The following is a 15,903-nucleotide window of genomic DNA, read 5'->3' on the forward strand; positions in this document are numbered from 1 at the left end:
GGTGGGCACGGGGTTGTCGGCGGCGACGTCCGACCGGGTCTGGTCCTCCACCGGCTCCGGCTCGCTCACCGCCACCTCGCGCCTGGCGACCCGGCGCTGCCGCAGTTCGGGCAGCGCGGCGCCGGGCACGCCGCGCTTGACGGCGATGAGGGCGTCCATCAGCCGCAGCCCCTCGAAGGCGTCCCTGGCGTAGCGCACCTCGCCCTCGTAGACCTCGTGCAGGTCCTGCTCGACGTAGGCGCGGGTGAGCGCGGCGCCGCCGAGAATCACCGGGTAGTCGGCGGCCATGCCCCGGGCGTTCAGCTCCTCCAGGTTCTCCTTCATGATGACGGTGGACTTCACGAGCAGGCCCGACATGCCGATGACGTCCGCCCGGTGCTCCTGGGCGGCGTCGAGGATCGCCTGCACCGGTTGTTTGATGCCCAGGTTGACGACGTTGTAGCCGTTGTTCGACAGGATGATGTCAACGAGGTTCTTGCCGATGTCGTGCACGTCGCCGCGGACGGTGGCCAGCACGATCGTGCCCTTGCCCTCGTCGTCGCTCTTCTCCATGTGCGGTTCCAGGTAGGCCACCGCGGTCTTCATCACCTCGGCCGACTGGAGCACGAACGGCAGCTGCATCTTGCCCGAGCCGAACAGCTCGCCGACGACCTTCATACCGGCCAGCAGGGTGTCGTTGACGATGTCCAGCGCGGGGCGCTCGGTCAGCGCCTCGTCGAGGTCGGCCTCCAGGCCGTTGCGCTCGCCGTCGATGATGCGCCGCTGGAGGCGTTCGTCCAGCGGCAGCGCGGCCAGCTCCTCCGCCTTGCCGGCCCGCATCGACTTGGCGTCCACGCCCTCGAACAGCTCCAGCAGCCGCTGGAGCGGGTCGTAGTCCTCCCGGCGCCGGTCGTAGACGAGGTCCAACGCGACCTGGACCTGCTCCTCCTCCAGCCGGGAGATCGGCAGGATCTTGCTGGCGTGCACGATCGCCGAGTCCAGACCGGCCTTCACGCACTCGTCGAGGAAGACGGAGTTGAGCACCATCCGGGCGGCCGGGTTGAGCCCGAAGGAGATGTTCGACAGGCCCAGCGTGGTCTGCACGTCCGGGTGCCGGCGCTTGAGCTCCCGGATGGCCTCGATGGTGTGGATGCCGTCCTTGCGGGACTCCTCCTGTCCGGTGCAGATGGTGAAGGTCAGACAGTCGATCAGGATGTCCGACTCGTGCACCCCCCAGTTGCCGGTCAGGTCCGCGATGAGCCGTTCGGCGATGCCGACCTTGTCCTCGACGCTGCGGGCCTGCCCGTTCTCGTCGATGGTGAGGGCGATGAGCGCTGCGCCGTGCTCGACGGCGAGGCGGGTGATCCGCGCGAAGCGGGAGTCGGGGCCGTCGCCGTCCTCGTAGTTGACGGAGTTGATGACGGCGCGACCGCCGAGCCGTTCCAGTCCGGCGCGCAGCACCTCGGGCTCGGTGGAGTCCAGCACGATCGGCAGGGTCGAGGCGGTGGCGAAGCGGCCGGCGAGTTCGGCCATGTCCGCGACGCCGTCCCGGCCGACGTAGTCCACGCACAGGTCGAGCATGTGCGCGCCCTCGCGGATCTGGTCCCTGGCCAGCTCCACGCAGTCGTCCCAGCGGCCTTCCAGCATGGCCTCGCGGAACTTCTTGCTGCCGTTGGCGTTGGTGCGCTCGCCGATGGCCAGGTAGGAGGTGTCCTGGCGGAAGGGCACGGTCTGGTAGAGCGAGGCGGCACCCGGCTCGGGGCGCGGTTCGCGCGGAGCGGGGGTCAGGTCCCGTACCCGCTCGACGAGTTGGCGCAGGTGCTCGGGGGTCGTGCCGCAGCAGCCGCCGACCAGCGAGAGGCCGAACTCGCGGACGAACGTCTCCTGGGCGTCGGCCAGTTCGGCCGCGGACAGCGGGTAGTGCGCGCCGTCCTTGCCCAAAACGGGGAGTCCGGCGTTGGGCATGCAGGCCAGCGGCACCCGGGAGTGCCGGGAGAGGTAGCGCAGGTGCTCGCTCATCTCGGCGGGCCCGGTGGCGCAGTTCATCCCGATGAGGTCGATGCCCAGCGGTTCGAGCGCGGTGAGCGCGGCGCCGATCTCCGAACCGAGCAGCATGGTGCCGGTGGTCTCGACGGTCACCGAGACGATGACGGGCACGTCGACGCCGAGCGCGGTGAGCGCGCGGCGGGCGCCGAGCACCGACGCCTTGGTCTGCAGCAGGTCCTGGGTGGTCTCCACCAGGAGGGCGTCGGCGCCGCCGGCCAGCAGGCCCTCGGCGTTCTGCTGGTAGGCGTCGCGCAGCAGGCCGTAGGGGGCGTGTCCGAGGGTCGGCAGCTTGGTGCCGGGGCCGATCGAGCCGAGCACCCAGCGCGCGCGGCCATCCCTGGCGCTGAACTCGTCAGCGGTCTCGCGGGCGATCCGGGCGCCGGCCTCGGAGAGTTCGGTGATGCGGTGCGCGATGTCGTACTCGCCCAGCGCCGCCTGGTTGGCGCCGAAGGTGTTGGTCTCCACGCAGTCCACGCCGACGGCGAAGTACTCCTCGTGGACCGAGCGGACGATGTCGGGGCGCGTGACGTTCAGTACCTCGTTGCAGCCCTCCAGCCCCTCGAAGTCCTCCAGGGTGGGGTTCTGGTCCTGGAGCATCGTGCCCATGGCGCCGTCGGCGACGACGACGCGGGAGGCCAGCGCCTCCCGGAGTGCGGCTGCCCGCTGGGCGAGGTCTGCTCCCTGCGCGGAGGATCCCTGCGCGGAGGATCCCTGCGCGGAGGTGGGGGCCGAGGACGGCGAGGACATAAGACTGCTCCCTGGAGATGCGACGGCTGTCGGCTTTGCCCGGATCGCGACGGAGCGCGGCCCGGACACGCGTTCAGGGTATCGGTCCACCGGTGGGGAACCGGTGGACGTTCCGTGGAGTGGGACGGTCGTAGACTCGACTGCCGCTGTCGGTAATCGGCATGATCCGATAGCGTTCGACATTGTCGACCAACATCCGTCGCCGCTCCCGCACCGCGGGAACTGCGGCCCACGGGGAGAAGGAAGGGTGTCCGATGGCCCGGAGCATCCAGTCACTCGAGCGCGCCGCGGCGGTGCTCCGACTGCTGGCAGGCGGCGAGCGACGCCTCGGCCTGTCCGACATCGCCTCCGCACTGGGACTGGCCAAGGGCACCGCACACGGACTGCTGCGCACCCTCCAGCAGGAGGGCTTCGTCGAGCAGGACGAGATCTCCGGCCGCTACCAGCTGGGCGCCGAACTGCTGCGCCTGGGCAACAGCTACCTGGACGTGCACGAACTGCGCGCCCGCGCGCTGGTGTGGTCCGACGACCTGGCCAGGGCGAGCGGCGAGGCGGTCTACATCGGGGTCCTGCACCAGCAGGGCGTGCTCGTGGTGCACCACGTCTTCCGCCCCGACGACAGCCGCCAGGTGCTGGAGATCGGCGCCATGCAGCCGCTGCACAGCACGGCCATGGGCAAGGTGCTCGCGGCCTGGGACCCGGTGGCGCACAGCGAGCTGCTGGAGGCGCCGCGCGAGGCGTTCACCACTCGCACCGCCACCGAGCCGCCCGAGCTGGAGGCCGGCCTGGAGCTGACCCGGGAGCGCGGCTGGGCGTGCGACGTGGAGGAGTCCTGGGAGGGCGTGGCCTCGGTGGCGGCGCCCATCTTCGACCGCAGACGGATGCCGGTGGGCGCGGTCGGCATCGCCGGCGCGGTCGAACGGCTCTGCGACGCGGGCGAGATACGCCCGGCCCTCGTCGCCTCGGTGCGCGACTGCGCCCGGTCGGTCTCCCGTGACCTGGGGGCGCGCCGGTTCTGAGGCGGCACGGAGTGCCAGGTCGCGTTTCGGGAACGTTGCGCACAGGCGACCTCCAGACCTCTTGACGCCACTCGACAACAGGAGAAAACTGCCGTTCGGCGGTCGACAATGTCGAACACCGGACGGGACCGGTCCGCCACCTCAGTGAAGTAAGGAGCCGCGGGTGTCCACATCAGACATATTTCTTGGCGAGGTCATCGGCACCGCCGTCCTCATCCTGCTCGGCGGCGGAGTGGTGGCCGGCGTGGTGCTCAAGCACTCGAAGGCGTTCAACGCCGGCTGGGTCGCCATCACCTTCGGTTGGGGCTTCGCCGTCCTGACCGGTGCCTACATCTCCAGCAACCTCTCCGGCGCGCACCTCAACCCCGCCGTCACGGTGGGTATCGCGATGAAGGAGAACGCCTGGGACAAGGTCCCCTACTACTTCGCCGGTCAGCTGATCGGCGCCATGCTCGGCGCCTTCCTGATGTGGGTCTGCTACAAGGACCACTTCAGAGCACACCTCACGGAGACGGCCGAGGAGACGGCCGAGGAGAAGGTCGCGGTGGCGGTCGGCGCCGACGGCTCCGACGAGGTCGCGGCCAACGCCGGCCCCAAGGCCCCCGGCCCGCGCGGCGTGGAGGACCCGGGCCCGGTGCTCGGGATCTTCTCCACCGGCCCGGCGATCCGCAACCCGCTGAGCAACATCCTCACCGAGACCATCGCCACCACCGTCCTCGTCCTGGCGATCCTCGCCCTGGGACTGACCGAGGGCCTGGCCGTCTCCGGCACCGGCATCCTGATCGTGGCCCTCGTGGTCGTCGGCCTCGGCCTCTCCCTCGGCGGTCCGACCGGGTACGCCATCAACCCTGCCCGCGATCTCGGACCGCGAATCGTGCACGCGCTGCTGCCCCTGCCGAACAAGGGCGGGTCAGACTGGGGCTACGCGTGGATCCCGGTGGTCGGTCCGCTCCTGGGCGGTGTCATCGCCGGCGGGATCTACCAGCTCGCCTTCGCCTGAGCGCCACCGACCCGACGCCCGGCGAAGCCGGTCAGCCACCCACCTTTCAGCAACGGAGCCGAAGACATGACCGAGAACCAGAGCACCGACTCCACCCAGCGCGCGTTCATCGCCGCCATCGACCAGGGCACGACCTCCAGCCGCTGCATCATCTTCGACAAGGACGGCCGGACCGTCGGCGTCGACCAGAAGGAACACGAGCAGATCTTCCCCAAGCCCGGCTGGGTCGAGCACGACGCGGTCGAGATCTGGAACAACGTCCAGGAGGTCGTCGACGGCGCGGTGCGCCAGGCCGGCATCAGCACGGACGACGTCAAGGCCATCGGCATCACCAACCAGCGCGAGACGACCGTGCTGTGGGACAAGAACACCGGTGAGCCCGTCCACAACGCGCTGGTCTGGCAGGACACCCGCACCGACGCCCTCTGCAAGGAGCTGGGCCGCAACGTCGGCCAGGACCGCTTCCGCCGCGAGACCGGCCTGCCGCTGGCCTCGTACTTCGCGGGCCCGAAGATCCGCTGGCTGCTGGACAACGTCGAGGGGCTGCGCGAGCGCGCCGCACGCGGCGAGATCCTCTTCGGCACGATGGACTCCTGGGTCATCTGGAACCTCACCGGCGGCGTCGACGGCGGTGTGCACGTCACCGACGTCACCAACGCCTCCCGCACGATGCTCATGAACCTGCACGAGCTGGACTGGGACGAGCGCATCTGCGCCTCCATGGACATCCCGATGGAGGTGCTGCCGGAGATCAAGTCCTCCGCCGAGGTCTACGGCACCGCCGCCTCCGGCGCCCTGGCCGGTATCCCGGTGGCGTCCGCGCTCGGCGACCAGCAGGCCGCGCTGTTCGGCCAGACCTGCTTCGCCACCGGTGAGGGCAAGTCCACGTACGGCACCGGCACCTTCCTGCTGATGAACACCGGCAGCGAGCCGATCAACTCCTACAACGGCCTGCTCACCACGGTCGGCTACCGCATCGGCGACCAGGACCCGGTCTACGCCCTGGAGGGCTCGATCGCCGTCACCGGTTCGCTGGTGCAGTGGATGCGCGACCAGATGGGCCTGATCAGCACCGCGGCCGAGATCGAGACGCTGGCGAGCTCGGTGGAGGACAACGGCGGCACCTACTTCGTGCCGGCCTTCTCCGGCCTGTTCGCGCCGTACTGGCGGCCGGACGCCCGCGGTGTGATCACCGGCCTGACCCGCTACGTCACCAAGGCCCACCTCGCCCGGGCCGTGCTGGAGGCGACCGCCTGGCAGACCCGGGAGATCGTCGACGCGATGACCAAGGACTCCGGTGTCGAGCTCACCGCCCTCAAGGTCGACGGCGGCATGACCTCGAACAACCTGCTCATGCAGAACATCTCGGACGTCCTGGACACCCCGGTGGTCCGTCCGATGGTCTCCGAGACCACCTGCCTGGGCGCCGCCTACGCCGCCGGCCTCGCCGTCGGCTTCTGGCCCGACACCGACGCGCTGCGCGCCAACTGGCGTCGCGCGGCCGAATGGACCCCCCGTATGGATGCGGCCGTACGCGACCGCGAGTACAAGAACTGGCTCAAGGCCGTCGAGCGGACCATGGGCTGGATCGAAGAGGAGAACTGATCAGCATGAACACCCTGCCCGCCCTCGGGGCGCATCCGACCGCCGGCGCGGACCTCGGCCGCGCCGAGACCAGAGAGGTCCTCGCCGGGGCGACCTTCGACCTCCTGGTCGTCGGCGGCGGCATCCTGGGCACCTCGGTCGCCTGGCACGCCGCGCAGTCGGGCCTGCGGGTGGCGATGGTGGACGCCGGCGACTTCGCCGGCGCCACCTCCTCCGCCTCCTCCAAGCTCGTCCACGGTGGTCTGCGGTACCTCCAGACCGGCGCGGTCAAGCTGGTCGCGGAGAACCACCACGAGCGGCGGGTACTGGCCAGGGACGTGGCACCTCACCTGGTCAACCCGCTCACCTTCTACCTGCCCGTCTACAAGGGCGGCCCGCACGGCGCGGCCAAGCTCGGAGCAGGCGTCTTCGCCTACTCGGCGCTGTCCGCCTTCGGGGACGGCGTCGGCCGGGTCATATCGCCCGCGAAGGCCGCCGCCGACAACCCGGGTCTGCGCACCGAGAACCTCAAGGCCGTCGCCGTCTACGGCGACCACCAGATGAACGACGCGCGGATGGCGGTCATGACCGTCCGCGCGGCGGTGGAGGCCGGCGCGGTTGTCCTCAACCACGCCGAGGTGACCGGACTGCGCTTCAACCGGGGCCGGGTGAGCGGCGCGGAGTTGAAGGACCGGCTGGACGGCACCGAGTTCGGTGTGAACGCCCGGCTGGTCCTCAACGCCACCGGTCCCTGGGTGGACCACCTGCGCCGGATGGAGCACGCCGGCGCGGCGCCCAGCATCCGCCTCTCCAAGGGCGCCCACGTGGTGCTGCGCCGCAAGGCGCCCTGGCGGGCGGCGATGGCCACCCCGGTGGACAAGTACCGCATCACGTTCGCCCTGCCGTGGGAGGACCAGCTGATGCTGGGCACCACGGACGAGGTGTACGAGGGCGACCCGGCCGACGTGCGCGCCACCGAGGCCGACATCGACCAGATCCTGGACGAGGCGGCGTTCTCCATCAGCGACGACCACCTCTCCAGGGACCTGATCACCTACGCATTCGCCGGACTCCGGGTGCTGCCCGGCGGTCCGGGGGGCGTGGAGTCCGCGAAGCGGGAGACGGTCGTCAGCGAGGGCCGGGGCGGCATGCTGTCGGTCGCCGGCGGCAAGTGGACGACGTACCGGCACATCGGACGGACGGTCCTGAAGCGGCTGGCGACCCTGCCGGGCGCTCCGCTGAGCGACGACATGCAGCCCGTCTCGCTGCTGCCGCGCCGGCTGCCGCTGCCCGGTGTGGCGAACCCGTCGGCGGTCGCCCACCGGCTGCTGGTGGACCGCGAGCCGGGTGCCCGGCTCGACCCGCGCACGGCGCGCCACCTGGCGACGCACTACGGCTCGCTGTCCTTCGAGATCGCGCGCCTGGTCGCCGAGGACCCGGCGCTCGGCGAGCGGGTCCACCCCGACGGCCCGGAGATCTGGGCCCAGGTCGTCTACGCCCGCGACCACGAGTGGGCGTACACCGCGGACGACGTGCTGCGCCGCCGGACCACCCTGACGGTCCGCGGCCTGGACACGCCGGAGGTGCGGGCTCGGGTGACCGAGCTGCTGGGCGACCGCGCCTCCTGACCGGGTGCCGGCGTCGGCCGCACCCGACGTCGGCGCCCGTGGCGCGAGCGAGCCGTACGGCGATCCCCACCGGCGGGTGGGCGGTCGCCGTACGGCTCGTCGCGCTGTCCGGCGGCGGCCGTCCCGCCACCCGGTGACGCGGTCGAACGGCGTTCGACCGCGCGGGTCGCCCGTGGACTGAACCAGCGGCCCCGATGGTCGTAGGCTTGGCGGGCACGGAACATCGGTGAGCCGGCGCGGGCACATGGCCCGACCGGCCGGAAGGAGGCGCTGGGTGATCGAGCTGGAGGGGGTTCCCGAGCTGGTCGACCCGGTCATGATCGCCGCTTTCGAGGGCTGGAACGACGCCGGAGACGCCGCCTCCGCCGCGGTCGCGCACCTGGACCGGGAGTGGAAGGGCGAGGTGTTCGCGGCGCTGGACGCCGAGGACTACTACGACTTCCAGGTCAACCGGCCGCAGGTCTGGCTCGACGGCAAGGTGCGCCGGGTGACCTGGCCCACGACGCGGCTCTCGGTGGTCCGCACCGGCGGCGACAAGCCGCGCGACCTGGTGCTGGTACGCGGCATCGAGCCCAGCATGCGCTGGCGCTCCTTCTGCAACGAGCTGCTGGGCTTCGCCCACGAGCTCGGCGTCGAACTCGTCGTCGTCCTCGGCGCGTTGCTCGGAGACACCCCGCACACCCGCCCGGTGCCGGTCACCGGCGTCACCTCGGACCCGGACCTGGCCGCCTCGCTCGGCCTGGAGGAGTCCCGCTACGAGGGCCCCACCGGCATCGTCGGCATCCTCCAGGAGGCCTGTACGCACGCCGGGGTGCCGGCGGTGAGCCTGTGGGCCGCCGTGCCGCACTACGTGTCGCAGCCGCCCAACCCGAAGGCTGCGCTGGCCCTGCTCAACCGGCTGGAGGACCTGCTGGAGGTGCGTATCCCACTCGGCGAGCTGAGCGAGGACGCACGGGCCTGGCAGGTCGGCGTCGACCAACTGGCCGCCGAGGACAGCGAGGTGGCCGAGTACGTGCAGACGCTGGAGGAGGCCAGGGACACCGCCGAGCTGCCGGAGGCCTCCGGCGAGGCCATCGCCCGCGAGTTCGAACGCTATCTGCGGCGCCGCGACGGACAGGGCGGACCGGGCAGCCCGCCGGCCGGCCAGGACAACGGGCCCTATCTGCGGGAACCGGGACCGCGCGCCCGGCCGCCCCGCCGCCCCGGTGGCGGGCAGGCCAAGGACTCCGGAGCAGGCTCGGAACCGGGCAACGGTCCGGAGGACGACCACGACGCGGAGGCCGGCCCCGACAGCGGCTGACTCCCTCGACACGCCGACGGGCGGTGTCGGAAACGTTTCTTGTTTCCGACACCGCCCGCGCGTTCGCCTACAGGCGCCGCGCGCCCGCCGTCACAGCGCCACCCCCAGCAGCGCGTCGACGGTACGCGACACAAGCCCGGGCGCGCCTTCGTCCGAACCGCCCTCGGCGTGCTGGCGCTCGGCCCAGCGGTCGACCGCGGCCAGCGCGGTGGGCGTGTCCAGGTCGTCGGCCAGCGCCTCGCGGACCTCGGCCAGCAGCTCCTCGGCGGGCGGCCCGTCGGGCCGGGAGACCGCCGCACGCCAGCGGGTCAGCCGCGCGGTGGCCTCGTCGAGGACCGCGTCGGTGTACTCCCAGTCGGCGCGGTAGTGGTGGGAGAGCAGGGTGAGGCGGATCGCCGCCGGGTCGACGCCGTCCCGGCGCAGGGCCGAGACGAACACCAGGTTGCCCCTGGACTTGGACATCTTCTCGCCGTGCAGCGCGACCATGCCCGCGTGCACGTAGGCCTTCGCGAACGGGTACTCGCCGGTCAGCGCCTGGGCGTGCGAGGCGCCCATCTCGTGGTGCGGGAAGGCGAGATCGCTGCCGCCGCCCTGGACGTCGAAGCCCATGCCCAGGTGGTCGAGCGCGATCGCCACGCACTCGATGTGCCAGCCGGGGCGGCCGGGGCCGAGCGAGGCGCCGTCCCAGTGCGGTTCGCCGTCCCTGGCGGCCTGCCAGAGCAGGGGGTCGAGCGGGTTCTTCTTGCCCGCGCGGTCCGGGTCGCCGCCGCGTTCGGCGGAAAGCCGCCGCATCACCTCGGCGTCGAGGCGGGAGACCTCGCCGAAGTGCGGGTCGGCGTCCACCGAGAAGTAGACGTCGCCGCCCAACTCGTAGGCGGCGCCGGCGTCCCGCAGTCGCTCGACGAGCGGCACGATCGCCGGTATCGCCTCGACGGCGCCGACGTAGTGCTGCGGCGGCAGCATCCGCAGCGCCGTCATGTCCTCCCGGAACAGGGCCGTCTCACGCTCGGCCAGCGCCTCCCACGGCACGCCGGTCTCCTGCGCCCGTTCCAGCAGCGGATCGTCGACGTCCGTGACGTTCTGTACGTAGTGCACCTGCCGCTTGGTGTCCAGCCAGACCCGCTGGACGAGGTCGAAGGCGTTGTAGGTCGCCGCGTGCCCCAGATGGGTGGCGTCGTACGGGGTGATGCCGCAGACGTAGATGCGGGCGACGGGACCGGGGGCGGAGGTCACCCGTCCACCGGTCGCGGAGTCGTGGATCCGGAGGTCGCGGCCCTTGCCGGGCAGGGCGGGGACCTCGGAAGCGGGCCAGGCATGCATGGTCACGAGCGTAACCGCACGACGGTTCGTACAACGACACCGAGCCACGCTATGGCTCGAACAGCCCTCTTGCTCCAGTCGGCGCGTTGTGCTTGAGGTCAGCCCCGCGCCTACGCCGGCAGTCGGGCCGGGCCCGCCGTCAGACCGGGGGCCAGGGGATGGCCGGCCAGTCGCCGCCGGGCAGCGGGTGCCGGCCGGCGGCCAGCAGGGCGCCGGCGCGCTTGCGCAGGGCGTCCAGTTCGGCGGCGGAGAGCAGCGCCGCCAGCCGCGTCGCCAGCGGGCTTCCCTCGGCCAGCCCGGCCGTCAGCCGCCGCAGCGCCCGCGTCGCCTCCTCGGGCAGCGGCTCCCCCGCCCAGCCCCACAGCAGGGTGCGCAGCTTGTCGTCGGTGTGGAACGTCACCCCGTGGTCGATGACGCGCAGCGCGCCGTCCGGCAGCGCAAGCAGGTGGCCGCCCTTGCGGTCCGCGTTGTTGACGACGGCGTCCAGTACGGCCGTGCGCCGCAGCCGGTCGTCGTCGGCGTGGGCCAGCAGCGCCGGGCGCTCCCCGCCCGACTCGTCCGGCACCGAGGCGTGCCCCACCGCCTTCCAGCCCGGCCCGGGGTCGCCCGTCTCCAACAGCGCCACCAGGCCGGTGGGGCTGAGGCTGACCAGCACCTCGGGGCCGTCCGCCCCGCCCTCGGCGGCACCGGGTTCCCCGGGCGGCTCGGTCGGGGACGTCGTGCCGGGGCCCTCGTCAGGGTCCTCCAGCGGGTCGGCACCCACCCACTCCTGGCACATGCCCGGGCCGAGCGGCCCGTCCCGCAGCACGGTCGGCGGCACCAGATCCCAGCCGAGCGCGCGGCAGACCTCGTAGGCCGCCGCCTCCCGGCGGGCCAGCGTGCCGTCGGGGAAGTCCCACAGCGGCCGCTCCCCGGCGACCGGCTTGTACACGCAGCCGATCCGGCGCCCCTCGGCGCCGACCGAGGCGTACAGCACCGCGTTCGAGGCGTCCGGGATGCGGCCCAGGACCGTCAGTTCGCCCTCGGCGAGCAGCCGCGCGGTGTTCAGCTCACGCCTCGGCGGTAGCCGTTCTGACGCGGGCATACGTGTCCCTCCGGATCAAGCGGCAGGCTGCACAGCGGGCACGGCGGCCGGCCCGCGTTGACGACCTCGATGGCCCGCTTGGCGAAGGCCCTGGCCATCTGTCCCGTGACGCGCACCCGCAGCATCGGCGGGCCGTTCTCGTCGTCCTGGAGCAAACGCTCCTCCGCGGCGGCCAGGTCCTCCTCGGAGTCGGCCTCCAGCTCGACCAGGGCCTGCGCCTCGATGACCATGCGCTCGCTCTCGCCGTCCCAGGCCAGCGCCATGGTGCCGACCCGGAACTCCTCCTCGACCGGGGTCTCCAGCGGCGCGGTGTCGGCGAGTTCGGACGGCGCGACGGCCGGGACGGGAGCGTTGCCCCCGCTGCGGCGCACCACCTCGTCCAGCAGCTCGTCGATCCGCTCGGCCAGCGCCTCGACCTGCGCCTTCTCCAGCGCCACGCTGGTGGTGCGACCGCCGGCGGACGCCTGGAGGTAGAAGGTGCGCCGCCCGGGCAGTCCGACCGTGCCGGCGACGAACCGGTCCGGGGGGTCGTAAAGGAAGACCTGACGGGACACGTCCTGCTCCAACGGTTGGGCTTAGGGGTTACTGGCACCCTACTGCCCGAGACGATCAGCGTGGCGACCCGTCGGCGGTTCCCACCGCCGCCACCGGGCGGTTCAGGCGCCGCCGCCCACCACGGCCTGGCCGGAACCGTCCGCTCCACCGGCCGGAACCGTGCCGCCGTTGAGCGCGGTGCCGCCGTTCGGGGCGCCGGCGGCGGGAGCGGAGAGGGTGGACAGGTCACCGGTCTCGCCGAGCCGCAGCAGGAAGGGGCGCAGCGGGGTGTAGCGGATCGCGGTGACCGACCCGGGTTCGGCGGTGATCCGCTGGAAGAGGTCGAGGTGCAGCCCGAGCGCGTCGGCGACGATCGCCTTCACGATGTCCCCGTGTGTGCACATCAGGTAGACGGCGTCCGGACCGTGCTCCCGGGCGATCCGCTCGTTCCAGTCGTACACGGCGGCCACCGCGCGGCGCTGCATCTCGCGCATCGACTCCCCGCCGGGGAACGCCGCCGCGGTCGGATGCTGCTGCACCGTCGCCATCAGCGGCTCGTCCACCAGTTCGCTGAGCTTGCGGCCCGTCCAGTCGCCGTAGTCGCACTCGCTGATGCGCTCGTCGACGGTGTCGGTCAGTTCGGGTCGGCGGGCCAGCAGCGGTTGCAGCGTGCGCCGGCAGCGCAGTACCGGGCTGCGCACCGCCGCCGCGATCGGCAGCCCGGCCAGCCGGTCGGGCAGCGCCTCGGCCTGGGCGGTACCGTGCGCGTCCAACTCCACCCCGGGGGCGCGGCCCGCGAGCACGCCGGAGGTGTTGGCGGTGGACCGGCCGTGCCGGACGACGAGCAGTGTGGGCATGTCTGCCAGCGTAGGGCCTGCCAGGTGGGGCCGGAACGATCCCGCCGGAACGATCCCGGGGCCTTCGGGCCGTAACCCGGGCGGGCCGACGGGCGTTGTGCCCGGTGACGGCCGTGGCGGGGAGACCCCGAGCCCCCACCACGGCCGCAGAAACGTCACGCTCGGCCACAACGTCACGCTGGGCCGCTGCGCTCAGGCGGCGCCGCTGCGCTCCAGCGCCTCAACTCCGGCCCGCAGCGACACCAGCCGCTCCTCCAGGGTGAACCCGGCGGGCGCCAGGGACAGCGTCGTCACCCCGGCCTCGGCGTAGGCACTCATCCGCTCCGCGATCCGCTCGACCGGGCCGAGCAGCGTGGTGGAGTCGATCAGCCGCTCCGGGACGGCGGCCGCGGCGCCCTGCTTGTCGCCGGACAGGTACCGGTCCTGGATCTCGGCGGCCTCCTTCTCGTAGCCCATGCGCTGGGCGAGACGGTTGTAGAAGTTCTGCTTCCGGCTGCCCATGCCGCCGACGTACAGCGCGGTGTAGGGACGGAAGGTGTCGGCCAGCGCGCTCACGTCCTCGCCGACGGCGAGCGGCACCGTCGGGCAGACGTCGAAGCCCTCCATCGTCAGGCCCGCCTTCCGCCGCCCGGCGCGCAGCGCCGACAGCGTGGTCTCCTCGGCGTGCTCGGGCGCGAAGAAGATCAGCAGCGCGCCGTCGGCGATCTCACCGGTCTGCTCCAGGTTCTTCGGGCCGATCGCGGCGATGTAGAGCGGGACCCGCTCCCGCACCGGGTGAACGGTCAGCTTGATCGGCTTGCCCGGGCCGTCCGGCAGCGGCAGCGTCCAGTGCTCGCCCTGGTGCGTCAGCCGTTCCCGGCTCATCGCCTTCCGGACGATCTCGACGTACTCGCGGGTGCGGCTCAGCGGCCGGTCGAAACGGACCCCGTACCAGCCCTCGGAGACCTGCGGTCCGGAGACCCCGAGCCCCAGCCGGAAGCGGCCGCCGGAGAGGGTGTCCAGCGTCGCGGCGGTCATCGCCGTCATCGCCGGCGTCCTGGCCGGGATCTGGAAGATGGCCGAACCCACGTCGATCGTGCTCGTCTGGGCGGCGACCCAGGCCAACACGGTGGGCGCGTCCGAGCCGTAGGCCTCGGCGGCCCAGCACACCTCGTACCCGAGCCGTTCCGCCTCCTGGGCGACGGCCAGGTTGTCCTGGTCCATGCCGGCACCCCAGTAGCCGAGGTTGATCCCGAGTCGCATCACACTCTCCCTTACCGGCCGGTAACGTCGTTGTCCCTGCGGACTCTAGCGGCCGCCCGAACTACCCTCAACGCCCATGGAGCCAAGACAGTTGGGCCACACCGGCCTGCGTGTCTCCCGGCTGGGACTGGGCACCCTCAGCTGGGGCCGCGAGACCAGCGACCAGGAGGCCGCGGCCGTGCTCAAGGCCTTCTGGGAAGCGGGCGGCACGCTCGTCGACACCGCCGACGTGTACGCCGACGGCACCGCCGAACACCTGCTTGGCCGGCTGCTGGAGACCATCGTGCCCCGCGAGGACCTGGTCATCGCGACCAAATCGGGCTGTGTCGCCGACCCGCACCGCGCGGTCGACGCCTCCCGCGGCCATCTGCTCACCGCCCTGGACGCCTCACTGCGCCGACTGGGCACCGACCACGTGGACCTCTGGCAGGTCCACGCCTTCGACCCGCTCACCCCGCTCGAAGAGACCCTGCACGCCCTGGACATCGCCGTCTCCAGCGGTCGCGCCCGATACGTCGGCGTCTGCGGCTTCAGCGGATGGCAGCTCGCCAAGGCCGCCACCTGGCAGCTCGCCGCCCCAGGCCGCGCCCGGCTGGCCGGCGCCCAACTGGAGTACTCCCTGCTGCAACGCGGCGTGGAACGGGAGGTGTTGCCCGGTGCCCGCGACCTGGGCGTCGGACTGCTGCCCTCCTCCCCGCTCGGCCGCGGCGTGCTCACCGGCAAGTACCGCGACGGCTCGGCGCCGGCCGGCTCGCGCGGCGCCGGAGAACGCATGGCCGCCTTTGTCTCCCCCTACCTCGACAACACGGCCGACCGCATCGTCGACGCCGTGACCACCGCCGCCGACGGACTCGCCGTCAGCCCGCTCCAGGTCGCCCTCGCCTGGGTCCGCGACCGGCCCGGCGTGGCCGCGCCGCTGGTCGGCGCGCGCAACGCCCAGCAGCTCGGCCAGGCGTTGTCAGCGGAAGCCCTTACCCTTCCTGACGAGATCACCCGGGCCCTCGACGAGGTCTCCGCCCCGGTGCACCGCTATCCCGATCAGGACTGGAGCACGCTGTGACCACCCCACCGCCGCCGACCGACGCCACCGACCGCGCGAACCGCGCGGAGGGCGCGGACGACGGAAGCGCGACGCGCGCGGAGAGCGGAAGCGCGACGCGCGCGGAGAGTGACGCGAGCGGGCCGGTGCGCGGGGGGCAGGAAGGTGCGCCCTCCGAACGGCGCCCGACCGACGCGCACGATCTGGTGGACGCCTCCGACAACCCGGTGGACGACGGCGCCGACCCGGCGGACGACGCCGATGCCCCGTCGGGCGACGGCGAAAAGACGACCGGCGACGGCGACGGCAGGGCCGCCGACGCGGCGGACGACAGCGACGATCCGGCCGAGGGCGGCGAGGCGCGCGGGCGCGGCGCGCGCCCGGTGCCGGAGGCCGGGGGAAAGCTGGCCGGCCCCGCGGCCGAACTCCTGGCCGCCGTCCGGGCCGTGGAGAGCGGAGAGCGCTCGGCGGCCGAGTTCTACAGCCAGCCGGCGCCGGCGGCCCGCCGCCCCGCGCGCCCGACC

At 72.5% G+C, this 15,903-nt stretch carries 12 protein-coding genes and 1 pseudogene; 7 read left to right on the forward strand and 6 right to left on the reverse strand.

The annotated features are described in order from the left end of the window. Positions 1–2,772, reverse strand: a 2,772-nt coding sequence (gene metH / locus FNX44_RS13440; RefSeq protein WP_143648346.1) for a methionine synthase, incomplete at its 3' end; no start/stop codon positions are given. A gap of 254 nt (positions 2,773–3,026) precedes the next feature. Between metH and FNX44_RS13445 the strand changes: the two genes are divergently transcribed. The 5 genes from FNX44_RS13445 to FNX44_RS13465 all read left to right on the forward strand — a co-directional run bounded on the left by FNX44_RS13445 (position 3,027) and on the right by FNX44_RS13465 (position 9,303). After that, positions 3,027–3,791: an IclR family transcriptional regulator gene (locus FNX44_RS13445; protein ID WP_143648348.1), complete on the forward strand. Its 765-nt coding sequence runs from the start codon at positions 3,027–3,029 to the stop codon at positions 3,789–3,791. A 163-nt stretch (positions 3,792–3,954) separates the two neighbouring features. Next, the gene (locus tag FNX44_RS13450) at positions 3,955–4,791 is read left to right on the forward strand and encodes an MIP/aquaporin family protein (RefSeq protein WP_143648350.1); all 837 of its coding nucleotides are present in this window, start codon (positions 3,955–3,957) and stop codon (positions 4,789–4,791) included. Between the two features lie 66 nt (positions 4,792–4,857). Then, positions 4,858–6,396, forward strand: coding sequence for a glycerol kinase GlpK (glpK, locus tag FNX44_RS13455; protein ID WP_143648351.1), 1,539 nt, complete (start codon positions 4,858–4,860; stop codon positions 6,394–6,396). Positions 6,397–6,401: 5 nt separating this feature from the next. After that, positions 6,402–8,003, forward strand: a complete 1,602-nt coding sequence (locus FNX44_RS13460) for a glycerol-3-phosphate dehydrogenase/oxidase (protein WP_143648354.1) — start codon at positions 6,402–6,404, stop codon at positions 8,001–8,003. A gap of 274 nt (positions 8,004–8,277) precedes the next feature. Further along, entirely contained in the window at positions 8,278–9,303 is a 1,026-nt protein-coding gene (locus FNX44_RS13465) for a PAC2 family protein (RefSeq protein ID WP_143648355.1), read from the forward strand. A gap of 90 nt (positions 9,304–9,393) precedes the next feature. Here FNX44_RS13465 and mshC read toward each other — a convergent pair whose 3' ends face one another. The 5 genes from mshC to FNX44_RS13490 form a co-directional block, all read right to left on the reverse strand. Beyond that, a complete protein-coding gene (gene mshC / locus FNX44_RS13470) occupies positions 9,394–10,623 on the reverse strand; it encodes a cysteine--1-D-myo-inosityl 2-amino-2-deoxy-alpha-D-glucopyranoside ligase (RefSeq protein ID WP_143648357.1) in 1,230 nt (409 codons plus the stop codon). Between the two features lie 139 nt (positions 10,624–10,762). After that, positions 10,763–11,707 (reverse strand): SCO1664 family protein, encoded by a 945-nt coding sequence (locus FNX44_RS13475; RefSeq protein WP_143648359.1) that lies wholly within the window; start codon positions 11,705–11,707, stop codon positions 10,763–10,765. Then, the gene (locus FNX44_RS13480; protein ID WP_143648361.1) at positions 11,668–12,261 is read right to left on the reverse strand and encodes a DUF3090 domain-containing protein; all 594 of its coding nucleotides are present in this window, start codon (positions 12,259–12,261) and stop codon (positions 11,668–11,670) included. The genes FNX44_RS13475 and FNX44_RS13480 overlap by 40 nt, the downstream gene beginning before the upstream one ends. A gap of 102 nt (positions 12,262–12,363) precedes the next feature. After that, positions 12,364–13,098, reverse strand: a complete 735-nt coding sequence (locus FNX44_RS13485; RefSeq protein ID WP_143648363.1) for a histidine phosphatase family protein — start codon at positions 13,096–13,098, stop codon at positions 12,364–12,366. 192 nt (positions 13,099–13,290) lie between these two features. Next, entirely contained in the window at positions 13,291–14,340 is a 1,050-nt protein-coding gene (locus FNX44_RS13490; protein ID WP_143648364.1) for an LLM class F420-dependent oxidoreductase, read from the reverse strand. A 76-nt stretch (positions 14,341–14,416) separates the two neighbouring features. Here FNX44_RS13490 and FNX44_RS13495 point away from each other — a divergent pair, with 76 nt between their 5' ends. Together FNX44_RS13495 and FNX44_RS13500 are read left to right on the forward strand one after the other, a co-directional pair. Beyond that, the gene (locus tag FNX44_RS13495; RefSeq protein WP_143648366.1) at positions 14,417–15,400 is read left to right on the forward strand and encodes an aldo/keto reductase; all 984 of its coding nucleotides are present in this window, start codon (positions 14,417–14,419) and stop codon (positions 15,398–15,400) included. Then, positions 15,397–15,903: pseudogene (locus FNX44_RS13500) on the forward strand (hypothetical protein); the annotation flags it as partial. The gene FNX44_RS13495 and the pseudogene FNX44_RS13500, both read left to right, overlap by 4 nt.

Origin of the sequence: Streptomyces alkaliterrae, from assembly GCF_007097205.2 — a bacterium.
In the GTDB taxonomy this organism is placed as follows: domain Bacteria; phylum Actinomycetota; class Actinomycetes; order Streptomycetales; family Streptomycetaceae; genus Streptomyces; species Streptomyces alkaliterrae.